Source organism: Bradyrhizobium yuanmingense (assembly GCF_025200905.1).
GTDB lineage: Bacteria > Pseudomonadota > Alphaproteobacteria > Rhizobiales > Xanthobacteraceae > Bradyrhizobium > Bradyrhizobium yuanmingense.
The window spans coordinates 5,473,570-5,493,989 of record NZ_CP104173.1; the positions used below are offsets into that span (position 1 = coordinate 5,473,570).

Annotated in this window: 12 protein-coding genes; 3 read left to right on the top strand and 9 right to left on the bottom strand. The window is 61.1% G+C overall.

The window, feature by feature from the left end; translation table 11 throughout:
- Positions 1 to 2: 2 nt before the first annotated feature.
- The 3 genes from N2605_RS25635 to N2605_RS25645 are packed head-to-tail and all read right to left on the bottom strand — an operon-like array spanning position 3 to position 5,600.
- A complete protein-coding gene (locus N2605_RS25635) occupies positions 3 to 3,440 on the bottom strand; it encodes an SbcC/MukB-like Walker B domain-containing protein (protein ID WP_260343536.1) in 3,438 nt (1,145 codons plus the stop codon).
- On the bottom strand, positions 3,437 to 4,075 hold the full coding sequence (locus tag N2605_RS25640; RefSeq protein WP_260343538.1) for a DUF4194 domain-containing protein: 639 nt from the start codon (positions 4,073 to 4,075) through the stop codon (positions 3,437 to 3,439). The genes N2605_RS25635 and N2605_RS25640 overlap by 4 nt, the downstream gene beginning before the upstream one ends.
- Entirely contained in the window at positions 4,068 to 5,600 is a 1,533-nt protein-coding gene (locus N2605_RS25645) for a Wadjet anti-phage system protein JetA family protein (RefSeq protein WP_260343539.1), read from the bottom strand. Before N2605_RS25645 ends, N2605_RS25640 begins: the two co-directional genes overlap by 8 nt.
- Before the next feature lie 345 nt (positions 5,601 to 5,945).
- Between N2605_RS25645 and N2605_RS25650 the strand changes: the two genes are divergently transcribed.
- Together N2605_RS25650 and N2605_RS25655 are read left to right on the top strand one after the other, a co-directional pair.
- Positions 5,946 to 7,082, top strand: coding sequence for a GSU2403 family nucleotidyltransferase fold protein (locus tag N2605_RS25650; protein ID WP_260343540.1), 1,137 nt, complete (start codon positions 5,946 to 5,948; stop codon positions 7,080 to 7,082).
- A gap of 52 nt (positions 7,083 to 7,134) precedes the next feature.
- Positions 7,135 to 7,377 (top strand): hypothetical protein, encoded by a 243-nt coding sequence (locus N2605_RS25655; protein ID WP_260343541.1) that lies wholly within the window; start codon positions 7,135 to 7,137, stop codon positions 7,375 to 7,377.
- Here the strand turns inward: N2605_RS25655 and N2605_RS25660 are convergent.
- The 3 genes from N2605_RS25660 to N2605_RS25670 all read right to left on the bottom strand — a co-directional run bounded on the left by N2605_RS25660 (position 7,372) and on the right by N2605_RS25670 (position 11,592).
- Positions 7,372 to 7,557, bottom strand: coding sequence for a hypothetical protein (locus tag N2605_RS25660; protein WP_260343542.1), 186 nt, complete (start codon positions 7,555 to 7,557; stop codon positions 7,372 to 7,374). The two genes, N2605_RS25655 and N2605_RS25660, sit on opposite strands and share 6 nt — an antisense overlap.
- A 685-nt stretch (positions 7,558 to 8,242) precedes the next feature.
- Positions 8,243 to 9,961: a T3SS effector NEL-type E3 ubiquitin ligase NopM gene (nopM, locus tag N2605_RS25665; protein WP_260343543.1), complete on the bottom strand. Its 1,719-nt coding sequence runs from the start codon at positions 9,959 to 9,961 to the stop codon at positions 8,243 to 8,245.
- A gap of 962 nt (positions 9,962 to 10,923) precedes the next feature.
- The gene (locus N2605_RS25670) at positions 10,924 to 11,592 is read right to left on the bottom strand and encodes a hypothetical protein (RefSeq protein WP_156447336.1); all 669 of its coding nucleotides are present in this window, start codon (positions 11,590 to 11,592) and stop codon (positions 10,924 to 10,926) included.
- Positions 11,593 to 12,836: 1,244 nt separating this feature from the next.
- On the opposite strand from N2605_RS25670, the gene N2605_RS25675 reads away from it, so the two are divergent.
- Positions 12,837 to 14,279: a TolC family outer membrane protein gene (locus tag N2605_RS25675; protein ID WP_260343544.1), complete on the top strand. Its 1,443-nt coding sequence runs from the start codon at positions 12,837 to 12,839 to the stop codon at positions 14,277 to 14,279.
- Positions 14,280 to 14,704: 425 nt separating this feature from the next.
- On the opposite strand, the gene N2605_RS25680 is transcribed toward N2605_RS25675, so the two are convergent.
- The 3 genes from N2605_RS25680 to N2605_RS25690 form a co-directional block, all read right to left on the bottom strand.
- Positions 14,705 to 14,986 carry an ATPase, T2SS/T4P/T4SS family gene (locus N2605_RS25680; protein WP_425248865.1) on the bottom strand — a complete coding sequence of 94 codons (282 nt, stop codon included), beginning with the start codon at positions 14,984 to 14,986 and terminating at the stop codon, positions 14,705 to 14,707.
- An 89-nt stretch (positions 14,987 to 15,075) separates the two neighbouring features.
- Positions 15,076 to 16,113 carry a pectinesterase family protein gene (locus N2605_RS25685; protein ID WP_260343545.1) on the bottom strand — a complete coding sequence of 346 codons (1,038 nt, stop codon included), beginning with the start codon at positions 16,111 to 16,113 and terminating at the stop codon, positions 15,076 to 15,078.
- Positions 16,114 to 16,364: 251 nt separating this feature from the next.
- A complete protein-coding gene (locus N2605_RS25690) occupies positions 16,365 to 17,663 on the bottom strand; it encodes a glycoside hydrolase family 28 protein (protein ID WP_260343546.1) in 1,299 nt (432 codons plus the stop codon).
- Positions 17,664 to 20,420 lie beyond the last annotated feature (2,757 nt).

Genomic DNA, 20,420 nt, shown 5'->3' on the forward strand with positions numbered 1-20,420 from the left:
GATTACTCGGCGGCGAGTCGCGCAGCGAGATCCTGGTCGGACATGAGGTCAGGATCGATCGCCATGAGTTCGCATTTGGCCTTTTCCTTCAGCGAAACCACGGTCGCCCTCGACTGCTCGCCGATCCGGTCGACTTCCACGATCGTGTCCATGTGCTCCAGCACCGCCACCCGCTTCTCGAACGGCGCCGCGATCACGAACTGCAGGCCGAGCTTCTTGTAGAACGCCATCATCTGGCGCTGATTTCGACCGTCCATCTTGGAGAACGCCTCGTCGAACATCGCGAGCGCGAAGCCGGACGGCTTTCCGGCGCGCCGCTCGGCACTGCCGTAGACCGCGGCGAGTGAAGCCCCGATAGCGACGTAGATCGGCACCTGCTGCTCCGCGCCGGAGCCGGTGCCACGACGTTGCTCCCATCGGGTCGAGCGACCGGTCGCCACGTCCTCCATGTGAATCTCGAAGGTGTAGAAATTCCGGTAGTCTTCGAACTGGGTGAAGTCCTTCTCGGGATCCTCGAGCAAAGCCTCCAGCGCCTTGATCGTGTCCTTGTGAGGGAAGTCGTCGGGCACGTCGCCCCGGAAGAGCATGTCCAGCGCCTCCGGAGAGGTCTTGCCGATCTCGATGATCTTGAGGATCGGTTGGAATTCTACGACCTGGGTGCGATGGAACGAATAGCGCTCGTTGTGGAAGGGATGGGACTGGAGGCTACGGTTGAGCGACTGCAGGTCCCGTTCCATCTTTCCGATCCGGGACGTCAACGCATTGATGAATTCTCCGCGGAGCAGCGTCGAAGCCTTCTCGGCGGCCTCGCGCGCCTGACGTTCGTACCTGCGCAGCTCGTTGGATTCGATGTCATCGATCAACTGCTCCATCCAAGGCTTTACCTCTTGGAGCGGTTCGCTTTCGATGCCGACTTGGGAGCTCGTGCCGAATTCTTCGAAGTATCCGTCCAGGAATTCCCGTACCTGGCGCTCGATGCGTTTGCGCTCCACATCCGACGCCTCCACATCCTGCAGCGCCTTCTCGGCGATGGAACGATGCTTCTCCGCTTCGCTCCTCTGCGCGCGCCCATCGAGGCGGGACCGGTACGCCGCCCGCCCTTTGCTCGCGGCGTAGAGCGGCCGGTTCTTGAGGAAAATCGAGCGGACGACCCTCAAGTTGAGCTCGGAGCCGGGCACATTCTCGCCGTCGCCGAGCTTGCCCTCAATGAGCCGCACCTCACCATTGTGCTTGTTGAAGGCCTTCTGCTGCGTTTCCCGCTCGATGCGGCGGCGCTCCTTCAGGTCGAGCTGAGCCTTCTTCTTGGCGCGAAGTCCGCCATCGCCGGCCCCGTCCAGCGCCGACAATCTTGCCTGCGCATCGATCTTCTCGGCCTGCGCGGCGGAGAAGGCTATCGCGCAGTCTCTCAGACCGGCTCCCCCATCAGCGCAAAGAGAGTTCAGGGCCACGAAGGCGCCATCGGCCGCCTCAGCCTCCCTCGCCTTCTGCGCAAGGGCGTCCTCAAGTGCGTCCGCTTGGTCCTGCAGCGCTCTCAGCGCGTTCGCCTGGGCCACCTTGCCGATCTTGTGCTGCGAGGGATCGATCGAACGGTGGGTCCGCACCAGGCCGTCATCGTAGAGGCCGTCCTTCATGACGGCCCTGCCCGGCTTGTTGAATTGTTCGAGCGTATCGGCCAGGCGCACGGAGCCGTAGCGCCGCATGATGAACGACAACGCGTCAGGATCATCCGTACGGAAGATCGAAGGAAAAGTTCCACGGTCCGGCTTGGCCCTGAATTGCTCCAGCTTGTTTAGGCTGACCAGCGAGGTGTGCCGAAACTCGCGGCGCCCCTCCTTGAAGATCGAGGTCGCCGCACCGATGTCCGGCCTGTCAACGAACACCGCGTCCCTGTCGCGGCCGAGGAGTGCCTCGGCGGCTCCCGCCCATTCTGGATCCGCGACCTCGATCAGTTCGCAGAGCACCCGCGGCGCCATGCCCTTTTGGCGGAGCCTGTGGCACAGCCGTTCGGTGTCCGGTTCAAGGTGTGCGCGCACACCTCCGGAGTCGTGCTGTCGGATGCGTTCGAGCAGTTCGCCGCGCTGCGCGCGCAGCCGAGACGCTTCGGCCATGATCGCCTGCCTCGCCTCGTCTACCTTGGCCGACCATGCCGGAGCCGACGACACGAACGCCTGCTCGGCCGCCGAGAGCCCGTCGGACGCGGCGCCGATTTCCGCAGTTTTGGCTTCGCCAACGAGCCTCTCGACTGTGGGAATGAACCCGTCGAACCCGCAGCCGTACATCGCAAGCAGCGGACGAAGCCGCCGGATGCTTTCCACCCGGCTCCTGAAGGCGGAGAGGGCGCGCTGCGCGGCCTGCTCGGCCACCGCAGCGGTCTGCGACAGTTCCTTGCGGCCCGTCTTGGCGTCATGTTCGGCAATCGCCGTCGTGAGACGATCGATCTCTTTCTCGATGGCCTTGACGTCCTCGTCGATGTCGGCGAGCTCGGCGGTCGCCGCAGTGCGCTGCGCCTGCTCATCGCGCAGTCTGATTCTCAGATCGCGATTAGTCGCCCTTGCCGCAAGCCAATTGGCCCGCTTGGCGATCCACTCCTCGCGGAACCTGGTCTCCAGAGTCTCCTCGAGGCTGGCCAGGATCGCCCGCAGCGCCTTCAGCGCGTCGAGCTTCTCCCGCATCTTGCGGATCGTCTCGCTGATATTGCGGTAGGTCTGAATGGACTCGCGCAGCTCCTTGATACCGATGCGGCTATCCTCGAGGATGTAGTCCCGGACGAACTGGGTGGCGGTCTGATTGTGGTCGAGGGTCATCGCGTTCACGATGGACTTCTGCAAAGCGCTCGCGTTCTGCTCGCCGAAGGGCGCATGCGGCACCAGATGACGCATATATTCGCGCACGTAGTCTCCGGCCCGGTCCCGGTGATTGACGAAATTCGCCTCGCCCACCGCGGACACGATCCGCGCACGCACGTCCTCCCAATGCGCCGGGAACTGCTGCGCGCCCTTGCACTCGATGAAGTCCTTCGCGGTCAGGACCGCACCGACGGAGACGAAGAGCGCGAGCACGGTTTCCTTGCTGTCGGATTTCCGCGCCTCGAGAGCCATGCCGATCGTGACCGGAGGCCGGTCCCCGTCGGTATCCTCGAATCCGAGCGCGATGTAGGTTCGAGCCTCGTCTCGGCGGCGCTGGTCTTCGCCGAGCGTGCCGAGGCAGTAGTCGACGACACTGCGCTTGGATCCGCTGCGGGACTTTCCGCTGTCGCCGGCGACCGCGTTCAGGCGCAGAAAGCGGCGGTTGCCGCCGGTGAGAACGACCTGGGCCATGTCCAGGATCGTCGACTTGCCCGACCGATTCTCGCCCAGCACGCCGATGTGTCCGGCAACGGCGATGTCGGCGACGTCGAACAGGTGCCAGTTCACCATGGCGAGATGCCGCAGCTCCATCATGCCTGATCTCCCGCGCCTTGCGGAAAGCGGACCTCCTCGCTACGGACGTATCGCTCCAGCCGCTGCAGGGCATCACCACCGCTGATCAGCTTGATCATAGGTCGGATCCGGACCTCGCAATCCTGCTGCTCGTTGTCAAAGTCGCCGATCTCCACCAGGCTGCGCTGCGCCGCCTCCTTGAGGATGTCGCGGAAGCGCTGACTCGAGATGGCGCTGCCGCCGTTGGGCTGCACCATCTCACGATAGCGGTCGAACAGATCGTTTAGGGTGGCGACCACGATTGCGCGGTCTTCCATCGCGCCCGCGTTGATCTCCTGCTGCCAGTAGGCGGCGAGGACGAGCATCACGATGGTTTCGTCCAATTTCATCCGCGGCAGAGGCACGTCCTCGTCCATGGCGACGATGCCCGCCCACTGCGCCTCCGGATCGCGGTGGACGCGGTAACCGCAGGTATCGAAAAAGCCGTCGACCGCGTCGCGGAAGCGGCCGTCCATGATCGAGTTGTAGACGGTGCCGGTCCGAGGATCGCCCGCGAACACGAACTGCCGGCGGAGCAGGAAGTGCAGCGCCTTGCGCAGATCGGCGGCCTTGTCGGCGCCGGCGGAGCGCTCGATGTTCTCGAATTCGCTAAGCATGCGTCGCTCCCTTGCCAGAGCCGCTGCCAAGACCGCGACGACGGATCACGAAATTCGCGCATCGCAGCCACTCGCTGTCGTGCGGCGGCGTGTCGGGCGACGGTTCGAGTTCGAAGTTTCCGGCAATCTGCGCCGGCACTTCGCCGGTCAGGGCGTACCGGCGAGCGCAGTCGAACGCGAGGAAGTCGTCGACCGTCCCGATTTCGAAGAAGCGCGCCTCCCTCGTTCCGAACGGCGGGACCTGACCCTCGAGAAACGTTCGGACGTCCTCCGGCCGCGGCGCGATGCGCGCGATGTATTCGAGCCGGAGTTGCTTCCTCAGCTCATAGAGCGGATCCGAAGGCGGCGCCGAAAGCTCCCTCGCCTCGACGGGCCGGCGCGGCTGGCGGCTCGGTGCCTGGTGGTGCTCCGACCAGGGAGAACGAAGCGGCTCGACGCTCCACTCGACGGTAGCACGCTCATGACGTCCGTCTCGCAACAGCGCGTCGAGACGACGGACGAGGTCGCCGGCGCGGCCCACCAGACCTTGTGCGCCGCGCTCCGCGTACTTGATGGTGTTGCGGACGCGGGCCTCCAATTGCCGCCGGAAGGTCTCGATCCGATCGAACATCTCGCCGATCTGTTCGAAGATGTTCTCGATGGCCAGCAGGTCGTCGGCCGCGGCCGTGTGGCCGTCTTCGACGTCGGACGCCATGCTGGCGGAGACGTACTCCTCGGCCAGCACCTGCATGGTGGCCGGCGTGTAGGAGATTCTGCGCGCGAGGTCGACGATGGCGTCGCGGAACCGGTACGGATGGTTGACGGTCAGAATGGACTCGAAATCCTTCAATAGGAGCTGGTCGACAAACTCTTCGAAGAAGGCCTCCAGGCGAGTGCCCACGGTTTTCGATTCCATCACCGTCCGGCGGATGCGCTTGAGGTCGGCGAGAATTGCCCGCAGGCTTTTGGTGAACTGGTCAGCCTGGTTGCGCGCCTCACGGACGGCGAGTGCGGCCTCGCGCTGCTTGCGGTCGGTGATCTCGGGCGTGAGCTTTTCGACGGCCTCGAGATTGAGGCGTATCTGCACGATCAGTCCGCCGAACCGTTGCGAAAGATCCTTGTTGAGGCTCGCCAAGCGCTGGATGACCAGGAGAGGCCCCATCGCCATGTCCACGGTGACGCGCAGGCCATATTCCTCCTCCTCAAGCCATCCCCAGGCGAGTAGCCGCGCGTAGAGCTGCCGTGCCAGGCCGAGCGCTTTGTCGCCCTTCTCAGAGGCGAGCGCGACATCCGCCTTCCGGATGCGGCGGCGCCCCGCCGAAATCATCTCCGGCAGGCTGCCGAAATCATCGCTCTCGGCCCACATCGTGGGATTGGCCCGCATGATGTCGTAGATGGCGTGCACGACCTGCGGCGGCGTCGGAAACGCCGGCGCGCCCGAAAAAAAGCGCTCGTGAAGATCGAGCAGACACGCCGCGTACAGGTGCTTGTGATCGCGCGAAAAGGCCAGAAACGCGTCGTCGTGCAGGTGGCGGAACAAGGTCAATGAACGCTCCTTGGACCGACTTCATCCCGAGGGCCCCGCCTAAACTCTGCCGGACTATATTGTCGAGTGTGACCGTCGAAAATACAATCGGAAGAATGGTTCTTAGTATGTTCTGATATAGCTTTCCAGCCCGAACGGTGTCGAGGCTGCGAAAATCGCATCGGAGTGGGTCTGGCTCTGAGAGAGTTCCGGAACAATTCGGACGCAAGATCCTGATTTATTATTGTTACCATTTTGCCAAAAAGGACACAATTATTTTGTTACCGTTTGGCAGCGTGGATACAAGACTACTTCGCCGAAATGGTAACAACACCTATGAAGCAGTTCTCACACATTGAGCAGGTCATGTTCTCCGACCTGGTACAGAAGGCGACCGACGCCGATTTCGACGAGAACTTCCGGGAAAACGGGACCTTTCTCAAACAGAAGCGAGCCAATCGCGAATACTATTACTACAAGGCCTACCAACCCTCCGGCAGCGAGGGACCGACGAAGACGGCCCTCAAATATGTCGGTCCGGCTGATGATCGCGAGATAGCCAAACGCGCCGAAGCTTTCCAGCGCACCAAGATTGGCTATCGCGCGCGTCGCGAGCTGGCAGCGAAGTTGAGGCGAGCCGGCTGCCCTGCCCCTCCCCACATGGAAGGTCTTGTCGTCAACGAACTCGCGCGCGCGGGACTCTTCCGGCTTCGTGCCACGCTCGTCGGTTCGATGGCCTATCAGACATACAGCGGCGTTCTCGGCGTCAAGTTGCCCGACGAACTCGTGACGACCGAGGATATGGACATCGCGAAGTTCTACGGCATCTCGATTTCGATCGATGACAGCATGCCTGACATCGAAAAGATCCTGAAAAAGGTCGATCCGACATTCGCCCCCTCGTTCTCCCCCGACGAAACCAAGCTGTTCAGCGGTTTTGCCAATGCAACCGGCTTCAAGGTCGAATTCCTTACGCCACACCGCGGCGATGAGGACTATTCCTCCAGATTGACGCAGATGCCTTCATTGGGACCATCCGTGGGGGCACAGGTGTTGCGGTACCTGGACTACCTGATCAATGAGCCGATCCGCTCCGTGGTCTTGCACGACGCCGGCGTGCCGGTTCTTGTGCCAGCGCCAGAGCGCTACGCTGTCCACAAGTTGATCATCGCAACCAAACGGAACGTCTTCTTTGCGGACAAGGCCAAGAAGGACATCAACCAGGCTGGCGCACTCATTCAGGCATTCGATGCCGTCAAGCGTAGCAGCGACCTGGGTTTTGCCTGGATGGAAGCATGGGAACGCGGAGCCAGATGGCGACGACGGCTCGGCGTTGGCGCCCTGCGCCTTTCGGACGACACCTTCGCCATGCTTTCGAAGGGCGTAGCCGAAGCGGCCAAACTCGATCGCAAGCCGGCAGAGGAGTACGGGCTCACGGGAGGCAAGGAAGGTCTTCTGGCGCGCGTCTCAATTGCGAAGCCGACGGCATCGACAACGCCGTAGCCGTCTGCTCGACATGTCGACGAGCCCCCGGCCAAGCACAGCGGCGATCGGCATGCCGGTGCTGCTGCTGATCATCGGCGTCGGCGGCATGCCTCATCTGATGATCGGCATGCTGATCATGCGGCTGCCGATCCCGCTGATCATACTGCCGATCGCCCGAATCGGGATTATGCTGGTCGTACTCGCCGGAACTGACCGGTCGCAGGATCGCGCGAAATCCGATCTCCGCAACGAAGCTCGAGAAGCTCGTGTGAGCCACCTCCAGGCCATGAGCCTTGTTGAAATCCTTCTATAGCGCGTGCGTGCTGCGCGCCGTATCGGCCTCAATCATCGAGACGATCGCGTCGGCATAGGGCTCGAACTTTCCTGCCGGCCTAACCCGGGCCGTCACGTCGAATTCTGTTTCGCCATCGACGCGATGGTACACGCCCATGCGTTGCGCGACGTGGTGCGGCGTCAGCCCGCTCTTGACCACGGCGACGGCCTCCTCTTTGTTCCTCTACGAGACCTCGTGGTTCTCCCGCTTCTCCGGGACGACCTCTTCGTGAGGCTTCGACTGCAGGCGCAGCGCCGCTTCGAACTAGCTTTGGTCGAGACCTTGCCCTTCTTGCCTTGGAGAGGCCACCGGCAGCACGCCGATCGACTTGAGCCCGGCTCTCCCGGATCGCACATGATGCCCGCGAACGCTGCGGCGCCTTAAGCTTCTCGCCGAGATCGAATACCGCGCAAAGTCCGCGGAAGGAAAGTCCGGCACCCTTCCAAGGGCTTGCGCGAGGATCTCTGACCTGTCGACAGCTTCATCGCAGGCCGGGCTACGAGATCGACGTCGATGCTGAAGGCATGCGCAAAGAACGACGTCGCCGACGAGATCAACGCGCATCCATGGATGTTCGATTCGGCATCAGGCTGCCCTTGGCTTCGGCTGCATGGATCGCGCGTTCAAGGCGATGACGCTCGCTGACATCACGCGGTACTTCAATCAAAAACGCCGCTCGCTCACCGGCGCCGCCTATTTCATTCTTTAGCAAAACATTCTTCCGCACGCGCCGAACCGAGCTCGCACGAGAACGTTTTTCTAGGCGCGCACCGACTATCCGTTCAGATGCATCTTCGCATGACTCGCTCTTAATGCGCGAGCGACTTGTTCTTTCGGCGGCTACTCATAATTCGAGGCCACGCTCCGCAAGCACACGGTGCATGACCTTGCGTTTGATCTCGCCAGCGATCTCGTTTCGGACTTTGGCTCCGAGCACCCGCTCGGCATCCGAATCGCCTATAAGATTATGGTCGGCCAGTCGCTGATCCAAGCGGATTTGAAACTCTTCGCCCATGGCCTCCACGAGCCGGTCTTGCATCGCTTCATATTCGTCCGGAGCGATGCGCCTCAGCACCGTCTCCCAGGGTTGCCAGCGGGTTGCCATGTAGTCGGCGAGCTGGCGTCCTTCCCGCTCCCGGATCAGGTCGAGCGCCTCCGTCGCATCATCCTCGCTTACGTGAGAGACCGACAGGAAGCGCATGTCAGGGGCTAGATGACTGAGCTCCAGCGGCTCGCGCAGCCGATGTTGATAGGCGAGGTAAACTTCGATGTCGTCTACGTTCGGGTTGCCGCTGGCGAGCGAGTCGACCCTGTCGCGCGCGATCCCGTCCAGCGCCTCCAGGCGGAACGCAACGCGGCCGCGCTGGATCAGTTCACCAAGACGGTCGTCGTACACCCCGTTCTCGACGTCAGCGTTAAGGAGCGCGGTCTGCATACCGTTCCAGTGCAAGGTGACACGATCCTCGCAGCTCGCGTTGGCCTCGGAAGCCTGTGTGAAAAACTGTTCGCGCAGTTTCGGATTTGCCGCGGCCTGCCGCAGATCATCAGCGACTGCCCGCCGAAACTCGACATTGCCGTAGTTCACGGTGCCTCGTAGCCTCTCCAGGAACTGTGCGTAGTCTTGGGCGCCGGGCTCATCCGCAAAGTGCTGCCACGTGGCCAGTGCCGCCGGATCGTCCCCCAGCCAGTGCGCGGCAGCCTCGTACAGTGGCCGCTGCTCAAGATGCGGTGCCGCGAGGTGAGCGCGGACCTCGTCGGGGAATGGGTTATCGCCGAACTCGAGGTTCTCCAAATGAGGATAGCTAAAACTCCCCGATAAGAGATCCTCGGGCAGGCTGATCAGCCGGTTACCGCTGAGATTGAGCGACTGAAGCCAGCTCGGAAGGGACTCGGGGACGTTGGTCAATTGATTGCTGCTGACATCGAGTTCAATGAGACCCGATGGGAGGGACGCGGGAAGCTCGGTCAGCTGATTGCCACTAACCGCAAGCAAGGTCAGGTCGCTCGGGAGAGTGTCCGGCAAGCTGGTTAGCCGGTTGTCGTTTGCGTTCAGTATCGAGAGGCCGGCCGGAAGGTTCGCCGGCAGACTGGTCAAGCTGTTGTCAGCGACCTCCAGCTCAGAGAGAGTCGCCGGAAGATCGTCCGGCAAACTGATCAAGCGATTATGGCTAATGAGAAGATGCCGGAGCCCGGGTGGGAATATAGCCGGCAGGCTGCTTAGCTCGTTGTGCCTGGCGCGCACCTCCAGCAACCTTGGCGGCATCGCGGCAGGCAGAGCGGTCAGCGAGAGCGAGGACAAATCCAGCGAGTGCGAGCTTGTGTTATCCGAATTCCTGATTCGTCTGCGTCCCTGCCGCCTATTCTCGGCTTCGCCCTGCCCCTCTTCGGCAACCCAATTGTCCAGGATCTGCGCGCGCGCGGAGGCTGGGGTCCGATACCCTGTCAAGGTTTCGACCAAATTCGCCACGGCTCGATTGAAGCCGCCGCGGTAGCTTTCCTGGTCCGCGTCTTCAGAGGGCGCCGAGGAAGAACCTGCACTCCACTGCGCCTGTCCCGTGTTCATCAATTTCTCCACCGTCAGAACAAGAATGCGCCCGCTTCTGAAGCCCGCGAAGCAGGTGGTTACGCAGCGCAATGATCATTCGACCGCCGGTGCACGTGCTCTGCGGCTCCCGCCCGACTTAAGTGGGTACAGGTTCACACGAGCCGGACCGTGGCGAATGGACCGATACTGCGCGAGCTTGCTCCCTCTCGTTGACCAGATAAGTCCGGTAGGAGGCCAAGGGCTTAGCGTAACGTTCTGCCGTTAGCAGGCCTACCTTTCGATGAGCTGACGAGTGTCGCTGCAGAACCTCAGAGTTGCTCAGGTTGCTACTGATGAGCGTAGCAATCCAGCTTGTGGGTGAACCGGTCAAGCTTCGCAATGACCAGCTCGACGCCGACTGCCGAGGCATCTGAGAGGGGCGCCGTGAACTTGGCATTCGGACCGCCTGCCGCCGTTTGTTTTCAGCTACTCGGCCGAAAAGCCTCCGCTGGCCGCCGTTGAGATAAAGCACCATCGCGGCTCTGGGGCTCTATGCTGAAGCCGCTGCTGCCTTGCCTCGGCCGAGATCGAGTCACTGTTCCAAAATCGTCGCCAGACCCTTCTGCACTTCCAGCTCAGACGATTGCTATCCTCAACTAGGGGACCTGGCTTCAGGAGGCACCTGCGTTGACGCGGTGCCCGTCTGATCCGTACCGCAGTTTGCTGCTGCGACATTTTAGGCCGGCCGGGGTCGCACCGTTTGCCGCCTGCTGCACGTTCCGGGCAACTCCTGGTTTGCAGCGCCTTGCGCTTCCAGAGCAAGTGCGGTGGCCGAAAATTCTCTGAGATTCGGCCAATGATGTTACCGACTTCTTTGAGGCTTGCTACTGACTCCTGGGTGGATGACTGAGTTCCAACAAATCCAATCACTTATCTCCTTGGTGGCTTCGGTCTGCCCCGCTAACATCTCACCAGCAGCTGGGGCAGGAACTCATCCGTCCTCACCAGCTTCTCTTAAATCCTGCTGTCAGACTCATGTCGGTGCTGCCTTGTGCGGTCTCTCGGATGACGCCGGAGATGGTGATAGCGTTGGACAGTGTCTGCTCGGCCCCAAAGTAGCGGAGCCATTTGTCGTCCGTAGTCGAGATGGTCTCGCCAACGACAAAGCTCGTGCCAATCCGGGTGAATGTGACTTTTGCAGAGTGATGGATTTCGAAGTCACGAGTCACATGTCCCAGCAGCCTGAAAAGCGGCATCTGTTTCTTTGCAACATCGGCGTCGATCTGCAGAGCCAGCAAATCATTCCTCCGCAGCGGCACCGACTTCATGATGGAGATACTGATCTTGCTACTCTGCTGGCCCGAATCGAAGCGCGCGCCCACAACGGCTTTATCCCAGATGGAGCCTGCGCCGGGAGCGGTAGCTGCAGCCCAGGCGGTGCCGGAGGATTGCAGCACGCTGCCGCGATTAGCGGCCTTCTCAGCCAATAAATCCCATGTTGTGGTAGGGTCCCGCGCTACAGTCATGTCGGCGCCGATCCGAGTGTCCCAGATCAGAGAGATCGACTTTTCGACCGCGACTGCATCGGTGCCATTTGATTTCTTACTGTAGGACCAGTTCTGAGTCTCGACCGCGGGTCCAGCTTGCGCAGCGCGCAGCAGCGCGGCCAACAAAGCCGCGAAAGCGCATGCGAACGTCCGGAGCGCGGCTTGGCTCTTCCTGACATGAATTCTACGAGCTCGCTCGCGGTGGATTCCGCAAGATGCGGAGCGACAAATGGGTCCGTCATTTTGAAGGTCTCGTCGCCGACGTTCTCTCGTGTGCTTACAACCTGACGCCGCGCTCGTTCAAACCCTTGGAAGTAAACCGAGATGCTCATAACGCATTATTCAGTTTCCACGTCGCTTCTTTGTCGAGTTTCAAGCTTAGGCGGGGAAGGCGCACCGCGCATTTCCAGGCGCGCCAGCGCAGCGCAAGGCAGAAATGAGGCCCATATCCGAGCGACAGTGCGCGTTATGCCGCCGTAGGACTCGAACCGACTGCCATAGATCGAATGTCCGCAAGGATTGGTGGAGGAGCCTCAACCCACCCGCCACCGACATGTCTGTCAGATATAGCCTCCGGACCCTCCACAGTGCCATTCGCAGTTTCACTCCTGTTCAAGATCTGCCGCTTTGGTTACACCGCTAGCGCTGAGCGCAACTGTTGCTGATGAAGAAGAGCCTTAAATCGCATTCAACACTTCCCTGCATTTGCCGGTCCACAACCGAGCGCCAAGTCATTGCCATCGCAAACCGTAGGAACGGACCAGACGCGAACAGCGAATGTGCCGTTTCCACCTCAAAGACAAATCGCGTTGCGATTGCGATGATGCGGTGAACGGAGCAAATCGCGTGCCGGAGTGGATCGTAGGCTCAGCAGGCACTTCGCACTGTCAGGCTTGTTGCATTGTCTTAATACCGACAACCGGTGCAGCAAGTCCCTGACAAAGGCCTGCTCTCGCGCTGAATGTGCGGAGCAGCCTTTACGCGATATTTCAAACATCCGAGGTTGACTGCAGCAGGTGAGCAGCTTCCTGCGCTGTCGCCGAGATCCTCAAGCTCTCTGGGTTAGCTCAGTGACGGGATAGGTCGCGGACGACGACGCTCTTGTTGGCCGAACGCCTCCACCTCTTGTTTGAGAATGCGGGATTTGCTGGACCCGCCGGTACCGATCAACAGAGCTGCCGAAAGGCCATATCGCTCAAGGGGAGTATTGAGGCTTGGACCGAAGCTTGGAGCGAAATCCCCTGCTTGCCTCAGACCGTCATACGAAGAGGTTGCCCCGCGGCAGTTTGCCTGCGAGACCTCGGCTGGCTAAACAGTTAAGAGGCCATCGTCGGCGGGGGCGGACAGCCGGGGTTAAGCGGGATTACATGATTGGGCGTACCGCCAGAGCTGGTCGCGGGTTGACGCGACGTCGATCGGGCGCGGGTTCTATGCTTGCGACATGGACCACGCTGGCGCTCTCGGGCGCGCTCTCTTGCGCCCTGCCCTCCGCGGCATCGGCCGAAGCCCTGCCGGAGGCATTGGCAAAAGCCTATCAGACCAATCCGCAGCTCAATGCCGAGCGCGCGCGCCAACGCGCCACCGACGAGAACGTGCCGCAGGCGCTGGCCGGCTACCGGCCGCAGATCGTGGCGAGCCTCAGCGCCGGCCTGCAATCGGTGCGCAATCTGTTGCCGGACAACACCATCCAGACCGGCAATCTGAAGCCCTGGATCATCGGCATCACCGTGACGCAGAGCCTGTTCAACGGCTTCCGCACCGCTAACGGCGTGCGGGCCGCCGAGCTCCAGGTGCAGTCGGGCCGCGAGGCGCTGCGCAATGTCGGCCAGGGCGTGCTGCTCGATGCGGTCACCGCCTACACGAACGTTCTCGCCAACCAATCGCTGGTCGAGGCGCAGCGCTCCAACGTCGCCTTCCTGCGCGAGACGCTCTCCGTCACGCAGCGCCGGCTCAATGCCGGCGACGTCACGCCGACCGACACCGCCCAGGCCGAGGCCCGCCTCAACCGTGGCCTTGCCGATCTCAACGCTGCCGAGGTCGCGCTTGCGGTCAGCCAGGCCACCTATGCGCAGGTGATCGGCAATGCGCCGTCGCAGCTCAGGCCTGCCGAGGCCGTGGACCGCTATCTGCCGAAGAGCCGCGAGGACGCCATGACGATGGCGATCCGCCAGCATCCGGCGGTGATGGCCGCCAGCTTCGACGTCGACGTCGCCTCCACCAACATCCGCATCGCCGAAGGCACGCTGCTGCCCAGCGCGACCATCCAGGGCAACGCCAACAAGAGCCGCAACAACGATCCTACGCCCGGCACCTCCGCCGAGGGCCAGGCCTCGATTGTCGCCAAAGTCACGGCGTCGATCTACGACGGCGGCCAAGCTGCCGCGCATGCCCGCCAGGCCAAGGAGATCACGGCGCAGAGCCGGCTCGTGCTCGACCAGGTGCGCAACCAGGCGCACACGGCGGCGATCAGCGCCTGGGTCGCTCATAAAGGTGCCAAGGTCGCGGTCTCAGCCTCCGAGTCCGAGGTGAACGCCGCGACCGTGGCGTTGCAGGGCGTGCAGCGCGAAGCGGCCGGCGGACAGCGCACGACGGTGGACGTTCTGAACTCGCAAGCGGATTTGATCCAGGCCAAGGCCCGCCTGATCGGCGCGCAGCGGGACCGCGTGATCGCCTCCTACACGCTGCTCAGCGCCATCGGCCATCTCGACGTCAAGACGCTGAACCTGAACACGCCGGATTACCTGCCCGAGGTGCACTACCACCAAGTCCGCGACGCTTGGCAAGGACTACGGGCGCCGTCGGGGCGGTAGACATCCGAACATTTCCTTCCATCTGCAATGGTGACGTCGCCACATCGACATTGGGCATGTCGAAATCCCCCGCGCGTTTGCGCATGTGCATTGTGAAGCTCGAGCCCGAGTACCAGAACGTTCGAGGCGACCAGCAGAAAACAGCTCCGGTTCAGAGCGCCAGGGCCGTGCCGAGGCGGTCTTAACGGACGTGGTCGAACGGACATGGTCGCGTTGGCGAACAGAGTCATGACAGATTTCCGCAATGCCATACCGGCCCTGCGCTTCTGCATTTGGACCGACCAAATCGGCGAGATGTGGTAGCAGCGAACGGATCTCGTCGCTAGCGTCCCTACGCACTCTCCTTGACCAATAACGTCAGCGGTTCGAAGACAAGGCGACGCTGTCCGCGTGTACCGTCGTGATCGATCCTGGTGCCCTTGATTTCACATTCCGGAGATAAGGGAAGCGCTGCCGTCGCGTAGTTCCTGCAACAGGATACGGTCAGGCCGCATGCGTAATGACGATTCCAGGAGTTCGCGGCGGCCGATCTTGGCCGGCGCCCTGTCCGTCCCTGGCGTAGAGCAACCGGAAGCAGTGACGAGCTCGGGGGTGTCTTCGATCGTACTGAGGCGTTCATGCGGCGGGATGGCCGCAATCAGCGCCTTGGACAGAGTTGTCTTGCCCGAAGCGGTGGCCCCGGGATCAGGTTGTTCGCGGCGAACGATCGGGAGTCGTAACGAGCAATTCTAACGGGGAGTAACAGCCGAAGCGCTGCCTCTCACACTCCCCCGGCAGTTTGGTTGCTGCACCTCCGTCATCCATCCGAGGATCGCGGTCGTTCCCTGACCGTCAGCGTTGCTTTGTCTTCCATCCATAGGATTCCATTGGCAGCCAATCTGTGGCACCCCCGAAGGACACTCTCAGCGACCATCTCCCCGCTTCGGCATCTGTCAGTTGATGGGAGTAAGGGTTCGCGGCCTGAGGGGTTAGCCCCGGCCCCGAAGGATCTATATTCGGCATAATAGCTCGTGCTCAAGTTGTTGGTCTTCCCCGGATCCCATTCGCGCCAGCCTTCCGGAATGACCTGTGCATCTATCTTTGTCGATAGAAAGATCACTGTGGCGTAGGACCGCCAGGGGCGGCCAAGCGCGATATCGCGCGCGGCAGGGTCGGCACTTAGGGTGCAATGATCAAAAACATAGCCGCTGTCCTCATCGGGTGCTGCCTTGCTCTGAGCGGTGAAGACGACCGCTTGATTGGCGATGCCGTGCAACTCACATTGCCGGAACCAGGCCTTGGCGTTGCCAAATACGAAATCGACATGCCCTTCGATGTAGCAGTTCGAGAAGTATTGTCGTGACATTCTGCCGTTTGGTCCCTTGCCGGCATACAGCGTGTCCTGGGCGCCGAGCAGGCGGACGCGCGTAACGACGTCCCTGTCTCCGGTAACGGACAGCGCGACCGCCTGCGAGGAGGGATTGGCCGGATTGAGGGCGTAGTCGTTCTGGATGGTCAGATTATCGAGCCGGAAGTCATCGCCAGCAGCATCCAGCGTCGCCGAACGGGCGGTTCCTCCAACCTTAATCGCGCCGTCGCGATACACGATGACTGTATCCTCAGGCTTCCTGCCAGTCTCTTCGATATGAATACCGGATTTGACGATTTTGACCTTCTCGCGATAGATGCCCGGCGCGATCCGGACCTTTCCGCCTTCCGCCGGCAACGCGTCGATGGCTTGCTGCACGGAGTGATAGTCTGCATTTTCGGCATGAGACACCAATAGTGGCTGACCGTACGCTGCCGAGATGCAGAAACATCCGGCCAGAAGCGCGTTGGGCAGGGAAATTCGCATGTGATCTCACTCTTCGTTGAGTTCGCGGCACGCTCGACATAGTCGATATCCGGCCGAGATGACCGCCGTGCATGGTCAAACATATTTTCCTCGCCAAACCAGAACCTGCACGAACTCTCGCAATTTCGGCCCTGCAAACCCGGCGGCCGCGTCCAACGAAGTACCGGACATGAGGCTGACCTTCAGCAACACCAGAGATTTAGGCCGCCGATGCGGAACTCACCACCCGGGTTCGGCGCCCCGTCTCGTGCTTACCGCTTGCCGTCGCGGAATGCCCTGGCACATGCCTCCAATCCGCGCGGCAGCGATTCTGCAGCTCGTCCCGGCAGCGGCGGCGATACGTCGGAGTGATTTGCAGTCACGTTCGCGTGTTCAAGTTGCCAAGTCGCGGAATTGGCAAATCGGACATCCTCGAGTGCCACGTCAAGGGCATGTCCCTCGTCTACGCCGCGCATCAGCAACACACCAGTGTCGCCATGCACATGGCGCAGAACGATCTGCCGATAGACTGGAATCCTCGTGCCTTGTGCGCTCGGATCATATTTTGCATCGAACGCTACAGGCCACCGGTTGCCCCTCAGGCACACGTTCTCATAAGTCACGCGCTGGACCAGACCGCCTCGACTGACATCGCTCTTGATGCGCAGGCCAGACGTCGTACCGTCCAGCGTCAGATTACGCACCAGTATGTCGCTAGCCCCGGAATTCACCTCGCTGCCGATCGACATGCCGTGCCCCCAGCCGAAATAATTATCGATGATGGAGATATGGCTGCTTGAACCATTGTCGCCGGCCTTGATCGCGACGTTGTCGTCTCCCGTGCGGATCAAGCTGTGGGTAATGGTCACATCCTGACTCGCCCCGCGGGCGATGCCGTCGGTATTGCGCGCATACGCCGGTGAATCGATGGTGAGGCCCCAGAAAGTGGCACCTTCGACCCGGTTCATCGCGACATGGAAATTGGGGGCGTTGCGCAAGGTGACACCGGAGAACGTGATGTCCTGCGCATGATCGATCTGGATCAAGCGCGGGGCGTTCTGGTTGCCGCCCTCGGCTTGCGCGCGGCGGGCCAGCTGCCACCAGGTTTCGGTGCCGCCGCCCATAATTGCACCGCCCTGACCATCGATGATGCCCTCCCCGTAGAGTCCGCCGCCGCGCGTTTTAGAAAAGCTGATGAATGGCCGGCAACCGTCGCCCTTGCCCGCAATGCGACCACACTGTCCAAGGCCCTTGTCGTAAGCAGCAGGGTCGGGAATGGCGATCAGCGTCGCACCGCGTCCGACCCATAAGGTCACGCCCGATTTCATCTCGAGTGGACCTGAGCGAAACTCGCCGCGCCCGAGATAAACTGCAGCGCCAGCGGGGCAATGTTCAATGGCGTCCTGTAGGCTAAATGTATCGTTCTTGCCGGTAGGCACAGGGCGATCGCAAACCGCATGAGGTGCAACAGGTTCGGCGATAGTCCGGCGGTCTTGCGCTTTTGCGGCTGGGCAGACAGCCATCGAGGCGAGTATGGACAATAGGGCCCAGTTGCGAAAACGCTTTGTCATCGACCTGCTCGTGCTTTGTCACGCGCGTCCTTGCCGCGTGCCTTGTCTGGTATTGAGCGCTGGCTCGATCGAGCCGCCGCGCGCGTCACTGGCCTGCGCAAGATGACATTTATAAGACGCAGCAAAGGCCTGTATCTTGCGATCGCGCCGTAACATCTTTCCTATGCGCGAAAAAGACGAAGCGTTGCGACAGTCCAAATCCAAACAGCTTCTCACCGATCTCACAATGATTAAGGGCCCGACCGGTCCGGATTTCCGGCATCTCAACTGCGCGTGAATCCGGACGCTTCCGCCGCATCGACGTTGGATCGCAGCCGCACTACAAGAACTGACAGGAGCGCCCGCGGTCACCTGACACGGAAGCTACCGTTCAGCCAGCAAGGCGCGGCGCCAGATTTGTAGCGACACGTCCGTGGACGAACCGGGGGAGCGGCTTTCAGGGCGGCAAGCTCGACGTCGAGCGCCCGCGCGATTCGGGACGCTCGGGCTAAGCGTTGCCCAAGCAGCTGCGCTTCGATTGAGCCCGGCCACTTAGCCGGTGCCAGAGCGAAGTCGTCATTCTCTTCCAGTTCTTCGGGAACGCTCCTTTTATATATTCGTACAGCGCATCATCCTGTTCCGGCAAGCGTCTCGCCCGCGTGCCGAGACTGTTCGACAGCTTGCGAAGGGCATGTCATGATGCTGGACGGTCGCCGGCGCCCAGTGCTTTCGATAAGCGGCGCATCAAGCTCAGTAGGAGCAACAGGTATGCGCCCGGCCCCCGCCGAAGGTGCGGCACGCATGCGCCTGACCCTGACTGCTGATGAACCTCCGCGCTGTTCTTGAAGCGCCCGCAAAGCCATACCTACGTGCTTGTTCTCCTTGAACACATTGTCAGCTGATTTAGTGCATTATCATCGCTGGCTTCGAGCGACTGCCCGCGTTCCCGGAGATAACGCCATAAAGCATTTGAACATACTTCTCAGCGGTCAACGGTGACAGTTTTCGGCGAGTACTGACACCGCTCATCATCTCGTGAATGTAATCAAAATCCGCGCGCGACACATTCGGCGGCGGTTTGGGGCCGGGGTCTCGGGCAAGGCCAGCGGGATCGGCCCCGCGCGCCGCATCCAATCGCTACTCAAAGGCGTGTGCTGATCGTCTGGAGCGGATATATCGAACTTGTGCGCGTCCATGCCAGCCTCCCCTCGAGGATCAAGTTATTCGGTATTCGGAGAAGCTTTCGAGAAGCTGACGAGCTACGGCCGGCACCGGATCGCATCGCACCGGAACCGTTCTTCCTGGGTTCGCACGAACTTAGGTGACTGCCGTTGCCCGCCCTCCTTAGCATCGCATTGTGATCGCTTGCGGACATAGTCACCCAATTCTCGTCATCATCCAAGCTATGCCAGATGAGGCATGGTCGGCTTCCGCGGTCAGGACCGCCCGTCACTCGCATGCCTTGCCCCGCGCCATAGCAGACCATTGCTTCAGTGAACGCGCCCCCCTCGCGCCGCCGCCAGACAGTTCTACCGGTAATTTGAGCGCCTTGAAGACGGGCAAAACGAGCGAACTGGCTGGCTCGAGGTGGAGAGCTCTTTGACATTCGATTCAGGACAAATACGTGAGCAGCTCCCAACCGGCGACTCTAGCCAAAGACGCGGCGATACGCCCCGTATGTGGTGCTACTCTACGCGCATCCCCTGGCCAATGCACCGCGGTCAACTAAAAGCCGAGCCTATCGGCAGGGCCGCACCGCCCGCCGGGCTCGCAACAACATGGGTCTTGAGATCTTCGGCAGGTCAGTGACAAAGCCTGTCGCCGTTAACGTGCGCGGCGGCAGCTTTCAGAGGCCCCATGATCGACGCGGAAATTCAAGGGCCGCATCCCTTCAACAGGATCATCGACGCGATTTGCGCGGTCCTGCGTTACGTATTGAATTGTTTGCCGCGGAGTTTCGCTGGCGTTCATCGCTCGGCGATGATACCGCTCGACGCTCAAGCCTCCGCTCCAGATCCGCCAATCCTGCCTTACATTCGGCGACAACCGATTGGGCGCGAAGCAGCGTGACCTTGAGCTCGTCCTGTTGCCTGAGTATTTTCTCAGGATCCCAATCGTCCTGCATCAGCTCATTGACCATCTGTAGAGCACCGACTGAACGCCGCCGCTTGACATCACGAACCCAGGCTCGGCATGTCGTAGATTCCCGCGCTTCAGCCACCGGCCAAAAGTGACGCAAACAATCGTCCTATGGTATAGCGCCTTTACCCTGGTCTGCAGCACGATCTGGTTGAGGACGACCATTCGTTGCGAGCCCCCTACACGACACTCGAGTTCTGCCCGGCAAACCTGAGCGCGTCCGAACGTGGCAGAGTTCGCGGCGCACTCGCACCTTTTGGAAAGCGCATCGGGAGAGCTCTGCCATCGATAAGCCGGCAAGTTTCATCTGAACACCTGGATGGATGCCCAACGAGCATCATGGTCATAAGTGGTTTCGTCAAATCGTCAAGCAACCGGCATGCCAATGCCGCTTGAGCGTTCCTTATAAAGAAACGATGTCGGTTTTCCCGCAGCACGTGGTTGCAGGCGGTGCTGTTGTCGCTGTTGAAACAAACGAGTGCCTTGAACGATACAGCCAAAGCCGCAGGCTACAAGGGCCATAGCAGCGCTCAGTATGGCAGCGGTCAATATAGAGAGAAAATTTTGCGGACGTCAGCCAGAATGCCTCTCACCATTTTGGAGCGATGCCTTGTTTGCCGTAACTTGAATTGTTCGGAG